This is a genomic window from Streptosporangium sandarakinum (assembly GCF_013409935.1).
GTDB lineage: Bacteria > Actinomycetota > Actinomycetes > Streptosporangiales > Streptosporangiaceae > Streptosporangium > Streptosporangium nondiastaticum.
In genome coordinates this window covers 1,502,036-1,514,062 of the sequence record NZ_JACCCO010000002.1, presented here as the reverse complement: position 1 = coordinate 1,514,062, position 12,027 = coordinate 1,502,036, and the positions used below count along the sequence as shown (strand labels likewise).

Genomic DNA, 12,027 nt, shown 5'->3' with positions numbered 1-12,027 from the left:
GTCAGGACTCTAGCGGGGTGGCGTCGGCCCAGATGGCGTCGAAGCTGCCGGTGTAGGTGGAGACCATGTCGCCGCCGGTGACCTTGCGCAGGTGGAAGACGGGGGCGTTGGCGGCGGGCTGGCCGTACACATGGGTGTTGACGAGCAGCTGGTCGTCTCCGCGGTAGATCGAGTTGTACAGCACCGTGCGGTGCAGCCGGATCTCCACGCCTTCGACCTGCCGCAGCGGCCGGTAGAGGACCATAACGTTGCGGATCTTGGCGGCCATGCCGTCGTCGATGCCCTCGTCGGCGCCGCGCTGAGCGACTTCGGCGCAGTCGGGATCGCCGAGCAGGATGCGGACCCGGGTGCCGGCGGTGGCCTTGTCGGCGAACAGGCGCACGATGCCGGTGTCCTCGGCGAGGAACAGGCCGCTGTAGACCAGCACGCCGATCTCCTGCTTGGCCGCGGTGAACAGACGTCCCCAGGCGTCCCGGGGGACGGCCCAGCGGTGTGGGTAGACGGTGACGATCTCACTTTCGGACACGGCCGCGGCCTGCTCGGGCGTCAGCGCGGCCGGCCACAGGTACGCCTCGTCCATGCGCAGGAACGATGCCACCGCGTAACGGTGCTTGCGGTACGGGGTGCGGTCTTTGGTGATCCACCGCTCCACGGTTTTCGGATCGACCGCAATCGACTCGGCGAGGTCGGCCACCGTCGCCCCGCGCTCTAACAGGGCCGCGCGCAGTCGCTCGTTCGGCATTTCACCTGCCACCAGGGGACGTCCAGGGACGGGGCAATCGTATGCCGGACGTCTTGAACATGTCCCGTCCTGTAGTGATCCCGTCCTGCCCTTTGGCCGGATTCTCGTGTCACACCGCACGACACCGACTCGGCGAAGGGAGCAACGATCATGATCGACCTGATGGCCTCGCTGGACGAGGGACCGGTCTGCGCCTGCGGCGCGGCCGTGGAGGAAGGGCAGACGCTCTGCCGCAAGTGCCACGCCTCGGCGCGCTGGCTGCGCCGTACGGCTCAGCGCCGCCGCAAGGCGAGCAGGCGGCGCGGTGAGGTCCGGCGCCCGGCCGGCTACCCGCGCGGCGTCGCCGAGGCGGGGGTGATCTGGACGTGAGCGCGCTTCCCCTCATCGTCGCCCTGGTGCTCGGGGCAACCGTCCTCGTCGGCTACGCGCTCGTCCTGATCGGGATGCGCCAGGAGGACCGGTGCATGAGCCTGGGCAAGGTGCCGCCGAGCCGTACGGCAGGCCTGGCGCGGCGGGTGACCGGCTGCCACGTCCGCGGATGACTCCAGAAGCGGTCTACGGGCGGTCTGACAGGGCCGACTCGACCCGGGCGAGCCGTTCCGACAGATCTTGCAGGGTGGCGCGGATCTCGGTCAGCTCGTCCGACGAAGCCTCCGGCGGGGCCGGCGCGGCGCTCTCCCGGACGAAGACGCCCTTGCCCTGCTGGCCGATGACCAGGCCCTCGTTGCGCAGGACACCGACGGCAAGTTTCACCACGCTCAACGACGCCTCGTAGCGCTCGGCGAGCCGGGTGGTGGACGGCAGCGGGGCGCCGGGGGTAAGGGCGCCGGAGCGGATCTGCTCGCGCAGATCGTCGGCGATCTGTAGATAGCCGGGCCGCCCGGTGTTCTTGACCATCCCGCCGTCTCTCTTCCGCCCGCTGCTGCCTGGTAGTCCAGCTCGGCCTACCAACCTCTTGTTGGTCTACCAACCTCTTACTTCACCACAGACACGCGACCAAGCCAACCATGAGCACGTTGACAACCAAGCTAACTAGGTTAACTATGTTGGCTACGACAGATAGGAGGTCACCGACCATGCGCAACATCCCGATCCCCGTCGACACCACCAAGCTGCAGTTCGTCTGCGTCGCCGCACCCCGCCCCCGCCTGGTCAACAAGGACACCGGCGAGATCAAGACCGACAAGAGCGGCAACCCCGTCTACGAGGTCGCCCTGTCGGCCATCGACGCAACCGGCCGGATCGAACTGCTCCGCGTCAACGTCTCCGGCGAACCGCCCGTCACCCTCGGCATGCCCGTCCACCCCGTGGACCTGGTCGGCTTCGTGTGGGAGCAGACCCGCAACGGAGAGGTCCGCTGGGGCATCAGCTACCGCGCCGCCTCGATCCTCCCGGCGGAGGTGAACGCTCTTGCGCGATGACCTGTTGACCCTCCTCACCGCCCTGGCCGCCATGGTGCTCGGGCTATGGGCCTGGCGGCGCTGGCACTACCGCTCCTTCTGGCTGGTGGCCGGCTACCCGCTCATGGCCCTGACGGTCCGCGGCACCTGGCGCAAGGTCGCCCTCGGCTGCGGCCTGACCAAGAAACGGCAACGCTGGTGGTTCACCCTCACCCCCGGCGCGGTCGCCTCCACCGGCCTGGTCAAGGTCCGCCGCCGCTTCCAGCGCATCGCCGTCGACACCAAGCCCTGGATGTGGCTGCCGCTGCCAACCCGGCACGGCTGGCGCGTCACCCTCCACCTGCTGGAAGGCCAGATCCCCGATGACTACAGCCAGGCCGCCGAACGGCTCGCGCACTCCTGGCGGGTCCACGCCGTCCGAGTCTCCTCACCCCGGCCGGGCCGGGTCGTGCTGTCGGCGACCATGCACGACCCGCTGGTGCGCATTGACCGGCTCCCGCCCTCCGATGCGCTGCTGAAGGTGGTGGTCGGGCGGCTGGAGACCGGCAAACCCTGGGAGATCGACTTCCGCACCGTGCCGCACTGGCTCAACGCCGGAGCGACCCAGTCGGGAAAGTCGAACCTCGCCAACGCCCTCATCGTCGGCCTGGCCCCGCAACCGGTCGCCCTGGTCGGCTTCGACCTCAAGGGCGGCGTGGAATTCACCCCGTACGCGCCCCGGCTCTCAGCGCTGGCCACCACCCGCGCCGAATGCGCCGCGCTGCTGGATGACCTGGTGGCGCTGATGGCCGACCGGATGGGCCTGTGCCGTACGGCCGGCGCCCGCAACATCTGGCAGCTCCCACCCGGGGTGCGGCCGATGCCGGTCGTGGTCCTCATCGACGAGCTGGCCGAGCTGTACCTGATGGCCGACAAGAGCGAGAAAGACGAGATCGCCCGCACCTCCACGGCCCTGCTACGCGTTGCCCAGCTCGGACGGGCCTTCGGCATCTACCTGTTCTGCTGCGGCCAGCGCATCGGCTCCGACCTCGGACCCGGCGTCACCGCCCTGCGCGCCCAATGCTCCGGCCGCATCTGCCACCGAGTCAACGATCCCGAAACCGCGACCATGACCCTCGGCGACCTCGACCCGGCCGCTCTGGTCTCTGCCCGCGCGATCCCCGCCGAGACACCCGGCGTCGCCATCTTCGCCGGCCAGGACGGCCAGTGGTACCGCGCCCGCTCCTTCCTCGTCACCGAGCAGGCCGCCGAACACGCCGCCCGGATGTACTCAGACCTCACCCCGGCCTGGGCCGACATCACCTCATACGTCCACGACACCGACACCGACACCAGCGAGCTTGACCTGACCGAGCTACTCGACGCCTGAACCGGCAAACCGACCTGATCAGAAAGGGGGGACACGATGCGACGCCTTGCCCGCCGGCTGCTCGACTCCGGCCCGGTCATCGTCCTGGCCGCCATCGCGGGTGCCGGATCGTTCACCCACATCCACGACACCGCCACCGAGCACGGACAGGGCGGCTGGATGGCCTGGGCCGTGGCCGTCTGCGTCGACCTGACCTGCGTCATGGCCGCCCGCGAACGGCAGCGCGACGCCGCGACGGGCCGTAAGCGATCGGGGCTGGTCTCCTGGCCGGCGCTGGTACTGGCCGGCGGGGTCGCACTATCCCTGGCGGCCAACCTGCACCAGGCCGAAGCGTCGGTATGGGGCTGGCTGGTCGCCGCCACGCCCGCCGGGGCGTTCCTCATCGCGGTCTCGATGCTGGAACGCCGCGCCACCACTCGTTCCGCCGATCCCCGACCCGCACCGGCCCCGGCGACCGTCACCGCCTCGGCCGCGCCCGTTCCTGCACCACCGATGCCCGAGCTCACCCCGGTCGACGCAGACGGTTCCGGATCCGCGGCCGGGCTTCCTCCGGCCCTGGTCACCTTCGCCCGGCGCGTGGCCGACGAGCACCACGCCACACACGGCGCACCCATCACCGCCGAGACGCTGCGCGCCCGGCTGGGCGTGTCCGACCAGCTCGCCGCCGACCTGCTCCGCACCCTGCACACCGTTCCCGAAGCCGCCTGACAACAGAGGAAGGAAAAACCACCATGGCAACCACCAACGATCACCGCACCGACCTGGCCCGCGGACTCGTCAGCCTCGCCGTGTTCACGCTGACCCACCGGGACGTGCCCGTTCCCTCCGTCGTCACCGTCACCCACTACGCCAAGGGAAGCGACGAGGAGATCCGCGCCGAGATCGACCGCATCGCCGCCCTACTCGGCGTCGCGACTGACCCCGGCGACGCAGACCAGAACCACTACACGACCGCCGTCAACTTCGGCCCGGTCACCTACCAGGCGGTCGGCATCCTCGCCGCCGCTCGCACTCGCCACCAGGCACAGACCTCCCACGAGGACTGCATCACCCTCGACCCTCCGGTCTCTTGAACCGAGAGAAGACGCCCGCCGTGCCCTTCCCCGACGACCCCGGAGAGCAGGTGCCGTTCGTCGCGCTGACCCCTCAGCGCTGGCGCTGCTGCTCCTGCGGCGGAGGTGGCGTCACCGGTGACGGTGAGACCTGCTCCTCCTGCGACGGCCTCGGCTTCTGCTGAAAGCCGCCGGCGCCCCCGGCCTGGCCGCACATCCGCCAAGACGCCCGCCAGGTCGGGGGCCATCCCCTTCGCACCCCAACGAGTGAAAGGAGGTCACCATCTTGCCCGTATCCACACTCAACACGCACGCGATCCGCGGCATGATCACCCGCCTGCACGACCCGGACTACTCCCGCTGGGCCGCCCAAATCCGCGCCACGAACGGCTGCCGCCAGCCGATCCACCTGCGCGGCCGCGTCGACCACATCGACCGGGCCACCGGCGAACTGCTCCACCGCTACACCACCCGGACCGAACCCGACGGTGTTCTTCGCGTCCCGTGCAAGACCCGCCGGGCCTCCCGCTGCCCCGCTTGCGCCGAGACCTACCGGGCCGACACCTACCAGCTCATCCGCGCAGGTCTAACCGGCGGCAAGGGCGTCCCGCAGACCGTCACCGCGCACCCATGCCTGTTCGTCACCCTCACCGCCCCCTCTTTCGGCACCGTCCACACCCGCCGGGAGAAGAAGGGCAAGACCCTGCCCTGCCACCCGCGCCGTGACGCCGCCACCTGCCCGCACGGCCGCGTCCTCTCCTGCACCGTTCGCCACGCCTCCGACGACGAGCGCCTCGGCGAGCCGCTGTGCCCGGACTGCTACGACTACACCGGCTCGGTGCTGTTCAACGCCCTGGCCCCGCAGCTGTGGCGCTACTTCACCGACGCCCTGCGCCGCCGCGTCGCCAAAGCCGCCGGTCTGACCCTGCGGGAACTGCGCGGGCAGGCCACGATCGCCTTCGCCAAGGTCGCCGAGTACCAGCGGCGCGGCGTCGTCCACTTCCACGCCGTCATCCGCCTCGACGGCCCCGACGGACCCGCCTCCCCGCCCCCGGCCTGGGCCAGCGCCGACGTCCTGGCCGACGCCGTACGGCACGCCACCTCCGCCGTGACCGTCACCACCCCGGACGCGGCCGACGAACCCGCCCACGTCCTGCGCTGGGGCGCTCAGCTCGACGTCCGTCCGATCACCCTGGACGGCGACCTCACCGACCAGGCCGTGGCCGGCTACATCGCCAAGTACGCCACCAAGGCCGCCGAATGCGTCGGCACCCTCGACCGGCGCATCAACCCCCTCGACGACCTGGCCGCCCTGCCCCTGCGCGAGCACGCCCGGCGGCTCATCGCCGAATGCTTCCGTTTGGGCGCCCTCGACGAACTGGCCGACCTCCGCCTTGTCCAGTGGGCGCACATGCTCGGCTTCCGCGGCCACTTCTCCACCCGCTCCCGCGGCTACTCCACCACCCTCGGCGACATCCGCGCCGACCGCACCACCTACGCCCGCAATGAAGAGATCACCACCGGTCGGCTCCCGCTCTTCGACGAGGACACCGTCCTCGTCATCGCCGAATGGCAGTACGCCGGAAAGGGCCACTCCCTCGGAGACGCCCTCCTCGCCGCCGCACTAACCGGCACCGCCTTACCCGCCTCGGCGACGAGCGGTGGAGGTGAGTCCCGATGACCCGTCGCGATGAACTGCTGACCGTGGCCCAGATCCTCGACGAACTGGGTGGACTCTCGCGGCGGACGTTCTACCGCTGGCGCGAACTCGGCCACGCGCCCAAGTGCATCAAGCTGCCGAACGGGGAGATCCGCGTCTGGCGGAGCGACTTCGCGGCCTGGCTGGACACCCTCCGGGAGGCGGCGTGAATACCTCCTACGACGTGCGGATCTGGGACATCCGCCGAAACGCCTCCAGCAAGACGCCTTCGTACGTCGTCCGCTGGAAGGTCGGCGGCAAGGAGCGGTCCAAGACCTTCCGGACGAAGGCGCTTGCCGAGAGCTTCGTCTCTGATCTACGGCAGGCGGCCAGGAAGGGGGAGCCCTTCGATCTGGTGACCGGTCTTCCCGAGTCGATGGCCAAGCCTGCTGCCGACAGTGGGCCGACCTTCTTCGGCTTCGCACGGTCGTACATGGCGGCCCGCTGGGTCCACTCGGCTGCTCGGACCCGCGAGACGATGACGTACGCCTTGCTGTCCCTGGTCCCCGCCCTTACCACGGACCTTCCCGGCAGGCCGGATGACGAAGAGCTCCGCGCGGTGCTGCGCGACTACGCCTTCCTTCCGGACAAGCGACGCGGGGAACTGCGGCCGGAGCGCAAGGCGGTGTTCGGTTGGTTGGAAGCGGCGTCCCTACCGCTTACCGACCTACTGGAACCGGTCATCATCCGATCGGCCCTCGACGCGATCGCTCTCCGCTTCGACGGGAGGCCGGCGGCGGCCAACACGGTACGGCGCAAGCGGGCGGTGCTCCACCACATGATGGAATCCGCGGTTGAACTCAAGAAGCTGTCTGTCAATCCGCTGCACGCGGTCAAGTGGAAGCCGCCAAAAGTCTCCGGGACTGTTGACCCCCGGACAGCGGTCAACCCGATGCAGGCGCGGAAACTGCTCGACGCTGTGAGACAAGTGGGACGGACACGCGGCCCCCGGTTGGTGGCCATGTTCGCCTGCATGTACTACGCAGCACTCCGCCCCGAAGAGGCGTCTGGCCTGCGTCGCCAGAACTGCGTCCTCCCCACCGAGGGATGGGGGCTCATCACGCTTGAGAAGGCACGTCCACAGGCGAACAAGCGGTGGACGGACTCGGGGGAGACCCACGACGAGCGTGGATTGAAGCACAGGGCCAAAGACGACACTCGGGAGATCCCGATCCCTCCGGCTCTCGTCACGATCCTCCGCGAGCACATCGGGACGTATGGCACCGAGAAGGACGGCAGGCTCTTCCGCACGGGCAAGGGCCGCCCGTTCTCCTCCTCGGCGTACTCCGCCGTATGGCAGGAGGCCCGTCGGTTGGCCTTCACCGCTGAGCAGGTCGCCTCCCCGCTGGCGGCCCGGCCGTACGATCTGCGGCACGCGGCGGTCTCTCTGTGGCTCAACGCGGGGGTTCCACCTACTGAGGTCGCCCAGCGCGCCGGCCACGGTGTGGACGTGCTCCTCCGTGTCTACGCGAAATGCCTCGAAGGGCAGCGAGATCGCGCCAACGGTCAGATCACCAAAGCTCTCGAAGACTGACAGACAGCGCTACAGCAGAGGCCCCGGCGAGCCCGGGGCCTTCGCTGTTGTTCGCTGACATCGTGCAATGGTCAGCTCCAGTGCTTAAGGTCCGGCAGGCTCAGCGTCTGACCTGCCGCGATGGCGTTCTGAACACTGCGTGTGAGGGTGCTCTCCATAACGGCCGCCTGCTCCAGGAGGCTCTGCATGCCCATTCTGTCGTCGGTGTGCGCGAGCAGGTGGCGGTATCTGTCGTTGTTCTGCAGTTGCTCCTGGGCCCGCAGGGCGGCATCGGCTTCCTGAACGCGACGTGCATAGACCTCCAGCTCCACGACCCGTTGTGTGACCATCGCGACCGAATGCTGCAAGGCTTGCCGCTGTGGGGCGAGGACGGCCGCCAGCTCGGGGGTGACGATGACGCCGCGGGTGGCGGCGGCTTGCTCGGCGCGGAGGATGGTCTGAAAGCGCAGAAGACGACTGATCTCCCACAGCTGAGAGGGGAACAGTACGTCGTTGGCGACAGAGTCCAGGAACCCGTGCCGGCTGACCTGAGACCGGGTGACCGTCATGGTGGCGTCAGCAGCCCGCTTGAATAGGGCGTGGGCCTCGTTGTCGAGATCGCTGGGAAGCACGTATCGGTCGCGGTAGAGACATGCCAGCCGTTTCGGGGATTCGAGGTGTCTCCACACGAAGAACGCTGTTGCGGCCACGGTGATCAGACCGAGGAGAAGTAAACCGATCCATGGCGCCTTGATCACAGCTGCGCCAATGGCCCTGAGGATTCCCACGGCGACGAGGGACACAAAAACGATCAGGCAACCTTTGCCCTTCGACGGTTGAGAGCTGGGATGTCTGGCCGGGGACGCCGTTGATATACCCAGGAGCTTTCGGTTGCCCATGATCCGGCGCTTGTCTCGGGGCGGGATGGTGGGATCGACGATCGGCCAGTGATCAGCCCAGGACTGCACGATGAAGCTCGACCTCCGATCGGCCCCGGCGTGGTCCGGGAGGCTGGACTGGGCGCCGTAGGGATCTCCAGATCGCAGATGATCGCAGAGACCACTTTCCTGGACAACCAGCTTCAAGGGCGGCGAATGGAAGTGGAACGGCTCTTCGTGATCGGACTGAGGCATCCGCGTCGGGCGAGGAGCCGCTTGTCCTTTGACGGAGGGGCTCAAGATCATCCCGTGCATATCCCGTGAACGGCGACTCAAGGTCGCTCACGGCGGCCTACGGCTGCACGGCGGCGTACGCCGCACTGAGGGGAAAGCCCAGGTGGGGCGGTATATGGCAAGGTAACGATGGTGCCCCCGGCATGATTCGAACATGCGACACCCGCTTTAGGAGAGCGGTGCTCTATCCCCTGAGCTACGGAGGCAGGGACTCCCTCCAAGGGTAGCGAAAGTTCGGCGTGCATGCGCGCCGGGCGGGCGGATGGCGGGCGAAGGGCGCGTCATCCCTTCGCTGAGCTGCGGTAAAAGCGTGGCAAGTGGCGGCGTGGCCGTGTGGCGGGCCTGGCTAGTGTCACGCTGCGTGATCGAACGGCGACCTATTCGCAGCCGGGAGCGTCGCGCGCTGCGGCCGTTGGTGCTCTGCGGGGCGATGCTGGCTCCCGCGCTTCTCGCCACCGGGCTGCTGGTGGCCGACCTCACCGGGTACGGCGAGGCCGTCCGGGACGCCGGCGCCGCCGGGGGACCTGAGGGGGGCGTCATCGCGGCTCTGCCGTACGTGGTCGTTCCCGTTCCGGACGTGGCCTTCGGGCCGAGGTGGGTGCCTCCTCCACCTCGGCCCGACCGGGTGTACGAGGGGTGGATGCCGGGGGTCGTGGTGGCCCGGCCGCGCCGCCCGGTGGAGGTCGCCAGGGAGCCGAGGACGCGTCTGACGGCTCCCAGGGTGACCGTCCCGAGGGACGAGCGTACGGCGGAGCCCGCCGAGACGCCGCGGCCGGAGGCCGAGCCGACGCCCGAGGTGTCGGGGACGCCGCGGCCGGAGAGTGCGGACGCCGTGTTCGAGTGTCCGAAGGAGTGGTGGGGGACCTGGTTGTGGGAGGTGTGCGAGGAACAGGAGTGGGAGGGTGCTTGAGGCAGCAGGCTGACAAAAGGTGAGTTCCGCGCATAACGGCTGCACCGTCTCTGGCTCGGACACTTGGGGAGCTGTAGTAACGTGCGTGCCTGACCCAGGTCACGAGTTCGCAAACGGAGGGGTCGTAAAGTGCCACCTCGTCGATCAGCGGGTCTGATCGCCGTTGTCGCGACCATGACCTCCCTCATCCCCGGGGCCGCCGAGGCACGATCCGGACCGCCGGTCTCCCCCCAGGAGCAGTCGAGGTCCCCGATCTCCGCCCAGGCCCAGCCTCGGTCCCTGGTCTCCGCCCAAGCCCAGCCGGGTTCTCCGGTTTACGCTCAGGCTCAGTCCGGGTTCCCGGTCTCCGCCACGGCCCAGGCGGGATTCCCGGCCTTCGCCGAACTGCGCCGTGACCCGACGAGCCTCCTGGAGCTGCGCCGCGAGGCCGAGAAGGCGACCAAGGAGCTGGAAGACGCCACGAAGGCGCTCCGGGACCGGCAGGCCAAGATCCGAGCCTCGGAGAAGGAGCTGTCGAACAAGCTGCGCGAGCTCCAGGCCGCCGACCGCGCCTTCGCCCAGATGCGGCAGCCGCTGTCGGACATCGTCGGCCTGCTCTACCAGCAGCCCACCGGCGGGGACCTGGCCGGTTTCCTGTCCGGGGAGACGAACGACGCGACGTTGCAGGCCATGGCCGACGTCACCCAGATCGTGGCCGAGCGGGATCTCATCCTGGCGGAGAGCAGCCGTCTGCAGGCCGAGCGCGAGAAGCTGGCCGCCCAAGCTCAGGAGCTGCGGGCCGACAGACTGCTGTCCGAGGCGCAGGCGAACGCCGAGATCGAGGCGCTCCGGGCCCGGTCCGGCAAGATCGTGAAGTCGCTGACCCAGGCGCTGGTGAAGCTGGGCGTCAAGGTCGACAAGTCGGGCCAGCCTGCCCAGGGATGCAACCCGGTCCAGGTGGGCATGTCGGATCAGTTCTCCAACGGGCTGATCCCCAAGGCGTACCTTTGCCCGCTCCCGCAGCCCGGCAGCGAGCTGCGCGGGGACGCGGCGCTCGCGTTCATCAGCATGAACGAGGCGTACAAGAAGCAGTTCGGCAAGCCGATGTGCGTGACCGACAGCTACCGGAGCCTCGCCGAGCAGCAGTCGGTCTACTACCGCCGCCCGGGCTTCGCGGCCGTCCCTGGGCGGAGCAACCACGGCCTAGGCCTCGCCGTCGACCTGTGCGGCGGGGTGCAGCAGTTCCGGTCGCCCCAGTTCAACTGGATGGAGGCCAACAGCAAGAAGTACGGGTGGTTCCACCCGAAGTGGGCCTACGTCAGCCCCTTCGAGCCCTGGCACTGGGAGTACGACCCCAAGCTCGGCTCGCTGCTGTGACACCCTCCCCGGCCTTCCCGGCTTCCTCGGTTTTCCCGGCTTTCCCGGGCTGGGTGGAGGACCGGCCGGTCGGGGCCGGCCCTGTCATCCGCGCGGGCCGATGGTGATCGACAGGTGGCCGCCCGCCTGGGCCGAGGCCAGCCTGACGGCCTGCTCGGCGGTGGTGGCCAGCACGACCAGGGCACCGTGATCCGACCGGTCGCCGAGACCGGCCAGAACGGTGACGCCCTCGGCCACGACCCGGGCCGGGACGGCGCTCTCCCAGGTGGCGGAGGCGGCGAGGACGTTGACGACGTCGCCGGGCGACAGCAGCCGGGCAGCCTCGGAGTCGGCGACGCGGACCGGCGTGGCGACCGTTCCCGGGCCGTGCGCGGCGAGCAGGCCCGGACCGAGGAGGCGAACGTCGGTGATGGGCTCCCCGCGGCGGGCCGGCCCGGCCAGCACCTTCCCGGCGACCGGAACGCCGGGCCGGAGCGCGCCGTCGGGGACCGTCCCCGGCCGGAAGGCGGCCGTGGTGACGTCGCGCGCCGTCAGCACGCCTCCGGAAAGGTTCTTGGCCGCCACCAGGACGGTCACCGAGGCGGTCTCCGGCCGCAGCGCGACGACGGCGCAGGCGGCGGCCAGAGCGGCGACGGCGGTGGCGGCGAGGCGGTGGTAGCGGCCGAGAAGACGGCGGAACGCGCGCATGACGGACTCCATCGTGAGAGTTGGAAGAGCCGGGTGGCGCGGTACCCGTGATGGCAGCGTCCCGCCGTACAGCGGGGCCGTACGGCGGGGACGGTATCTTCCGCCGGCACTGTGCGGTTCCGGCGAC

16 protein-coding genes and 1 tRNA gene are annotated in these 12,027 nt (G+C 69.5%); 12 read left to right on the top strand and 5 right to left on the bottom strand.

Annotated elements, in window-relative coordinates:
• Position 1: 1 nt before the first annotated feature.
• On the bottom strand, positions 2–742 hold the full coding sequence (locus HDA43_RS25320) for a helix-turn-helix domain-containing protein (protein ID WP_179825757.1): 741 nt from the start codon (positions 740–742) through the stop codon (positions 2–4).
• A gap of 150 nt (positions 743–892) precedes the next feature.
• Here HDA43_RS25320 and HDA43_RS25315 point away from each other — a divergent pair, with 150 nt between their 5' ends.
• Both HDA43_RS25315 and HDA43_RS25310 read left to right on the top strand, forming a co-directional pair.
• Entirely contained in the window at positions 893–1,111 is a 219-nt protein-coding gene (locus HDA43_RS25315) for a hypothetical protein (protein ID WP_179825755.1), read from the top strand.
• Positions 1,108–1,284: a hypothetical protein gene (locus HDA43_RS25310; protein ID WP_179825754.1), complete on the top strand. Its 177-nt coding sequence runs from the start codon at positions 1,108–1,110 to the stop codon at positions 1,282–1,284. The genes HDA43_RS25315 and HDA43_RS25310 overlap by 4 nt, the downstream gene beginning before the upstream one ends.
• 13 nt (positions 1,285–1,297) lie before the next feature.
• Here HDA43_RS25310 and HDA43_RS25305 read toward each other — a convergent pair whose 3' ends face one another.
• Entirely contained in the window at positions 1,298–1,639 is a 342-nt protein-coding gene (locus HDA43_RS25305; RefSeq protein WP_179825752.1) for a GntR family transcriptional regulator, read from the bottom strand.
• Positions 1,640–1,818: 179 nt separating this feature from the next.
• Here HDA43_RS25305 and HDA43_RS25300 point away from each other — a divergent pair, with 179 nt between their 5' ends.
• The 8 genes from HDA43_RS25300 (at position 1,819) to HDA43_RS36085 (ending at position 7,796) form a co-directional block, all read left to right on the top strand.
• Positions 1,819–2,163, top strand: a complete 345-nt coding sequence (locus HDA43_RS25300; RefSeq protein ID WP_179825751.1) for an SCO3933 family regulatory protein — start codon at positions 1,819–1,821, stop codon at positions 2,161–2,163.
• A complete protein-coding gene (locus HDA43_RS25295; RefSeq protein WP_246424505.1) occupies positions 2,153–3,511 on the top strand; it encodes an FtsK/SpoIIIE domain-containing protein in 1,359 nt (452 codons plus the stop codon). Before HDA43_RS25300 ends, HDA43_RS25295 begins: the two co-directional genes overlap by 11 nt.
• A 36-nt stretch (positions 3,512–3,547) precedes the next feature.
• The gene (locus tag HDA43_RS25290) at positions 3,548–4,219 is read left to right on the top strand and encodes a DUF2637 domain-containing protein (RefSeq protein ID WP_179825750.1); all 672 of its coding nucleotides are present in this window, start codon (positions 3,548–3,550) and stop codon (positions 4,217–4,219) included.
• A 23-nt stretch (positions 4,220–4,242) separates the two neighbouring features.
• Positions 4,243–4,584 carry a hypothetical protein gene (locus tag HDA43_RS25285; protein ID WP_179825749.1) on the top strand — a complete coding sequence of 114 codons (342 nt, stop codon included), beginning with the start codon at positions 4,243–4,245 and terminating at the stop codon, positions 4,582–4,584.
• Complete coding sequence (locus HDA43_RS25280) at positions 4,581–4,748, top strand: hypothetical protein (protein ID WP_179823445.1); 168 nt, start codon at positions 4,581–4,583, stop codon at positions 4,746–4,748. Before HDA43_RS25285 ends, HDA43_RS25280 begins: the two co-directional genes overlap by 4 nt.
• A 140-nt stretch (positions 4,749–4,888) precedes the next feature.
• On the top strand, positions 4,889–6,244 hold the full coding sequence (locus tag HDA43_RS25275; RefSeq protein ID WP_179826484.1) for a replication initiator: 1,356 nt from the start codon (positions 4,889–4,891) through the stop codon (positions 6,242–6,244).
• Positions 6,241–6,432 carry a helix-turn-helix transcriptional regulator gene (locus tag HDA43_RS25270; protein ID WP_179825748.1) on the top strand — a complete coding sequence of 64 codons (192 nt, stop codon included), beginning with the start codon at positions 6,241–6,243 and terminating at the stop codon, positions 6,430–6,432. Before HDA43_RS25275 ends, HDA43_RS25270 begins: the two co-directional genes overlap by 4 nt.
• A complete protein-coding gene (locus HDA43_RS36085) occupies positions 6,429–7,796 on the top strand; it encodes a tyrosine-type recombinase/integrase (RefSeq protein WP_179825747.1) in 1,368 nt (455 codons plus the stop codon). Before HDA43_RS25270 ends, HDA43_RS36085 begins: the two co-directional genes overlap by 4 nt.
• A 71-nt stretch (positions 7,797–7,867) precedes the next feature.
• Here HDA43_RS36085 and HDA43_RS25260 read toward each other — a convergent pair whose 3' ends face one another.
• Both HDA43_RS25260 and HDA43_RS25255 read right to left on the bottom strand, forming a co-directional pair.
• The gene (locus HDA43_RS25260; protein ID WP_179825746.1) at positions 7,868–8,860 is read right to left on the bottom strand and encodes a hypothetical protein; all 993 of its coding nucleotides are present in this window, start codon (positions 8,858–8,860) and stop codon (positions 7,868–7,870) included.
• Between the two features lie 217 nt (positions 8,861–9,077).
• Positions 9,078–9,153: transfer RNA gene (locus HDA43_RS25255), tRNA-Arg, on the bottom strand.
• A 155-nt stretch (positions 9,154–9,308) separates the two neighbouring features.
• On the opposite strand from HDA43_RS25255, the gene HDA43_RS25250 reads away from it, so the two are divergent.
• Together HDA43_RS25250 and HDA43_RS25245 are read left to right on the top strand one after the other, a co-directional pair.
• Positions 9,309–9,857: a hypothetical protein gene (locus HDA43_RS25250; RefSeq protein WP_179825745.1), complete on the top strand. Its 549-nt coding sequence runs from the start codon at positions 9,309–9,311 to the stop codon at positions 9,855–9,857.
• A gap of 174 nt (positions 9,858–10,031) precedes the next feature.
• A complete protein-coding gene (locus HDA43_RS25245) occupies positions 10,032–11,213 on the top strand; it encodes a D-alanyl-D-alanine carboxypeptidase family protein (RefSeq protein WP_179825744.1) in 1,182 nt (393 codons plus the stop codon).
• An 84-nt stretch (positions 11,214–11,297) separates the two neighbouring features.
• On the opposite strand, the gene HDA43_RS25240 is transcribed toward HDA43_RS25245, so the two are convergent.
• Positions 11,298–11,900 (bottom strand): CpaB family protein, encoded by a 603-nt coding sequence (locus HDA43_RS25240; protein ID WP_246424504.1) that lies wholly within the window; start codon positions 11,898–11,900, stop codon positions 11,298–11,300.
• Positions 11,901–12,027 lie beyond the last annotated feature (127 nt).

Coding starts and splice junctions, on each gene's coding strand:
- HDA43_RS25320 (WP_179825757.1), bottom strand. CDS start 742: ATGCCGAACGAGCGACTGCGCGCGGCCCTGTTAGAGCGCGGGGCGACG.
- HDA43_RS25315 (WP_179825755.1), top strand. CDS start 893: ATGATCGACCTGATGGCCTCGCTGGACGAGGGACCGGTCTGCGCCTGC.
- HDA43_RS25305 (WP_179825752.1), bottom strand. CDS start 1,639: ATGGTCAAGAACACCGGGCGGCCCGGCTATCTACAGATCGCCGACGAT.
- HDA43_RS25300 (WP_179825751.1), top strand. CDS start 1,819: ATGCGCAACATCCCGATCCCCGTCGACACCACCAAGCTGCAGTTCGTC.
- HDA43_RS25290 (WP_179825750.1), top strand. CDS start 3,548: ATGCGACGCCTTGCCCGCCGGCTGCTCGACTCCGGCCCGGTCATCGTC.
- HDA43_RS25285 (WP_179825749.1), top strand. CDS start 4,243: ATGGCAACCACCAACGATCACCGCACCGACCTGGCCCGCGGACTCGTC.
- HDA43_RS25275 (WP_179826484.1), top strand. CDS start 4,889: ATGATCACCCGCCTGCACGACCCGGACTACTCCCGCTGGGCCGCCCAA.
- HDA43_RS25270 (WP_179825748.1), top strand. CDS start 6,241: ATGACCCGTCGCGATGAACTGCTGACCGTGGCCCAGATCCTCGACGAA.
- HDA43_RS25245 (WP_179825744.1), top strand. CDS start 10,032: ATGACCTCCCTCATCCCCGGGGCCGCCGAGGCACGATCCGGACCGCCG.
- HDA43_RS25240 (WP_246424504.1), bottom strand. CDS start 11,900: ATGCGCGCGTTCCGCCGTCTTCTCGGCCGCTACCACCGCCTCGCCGCC.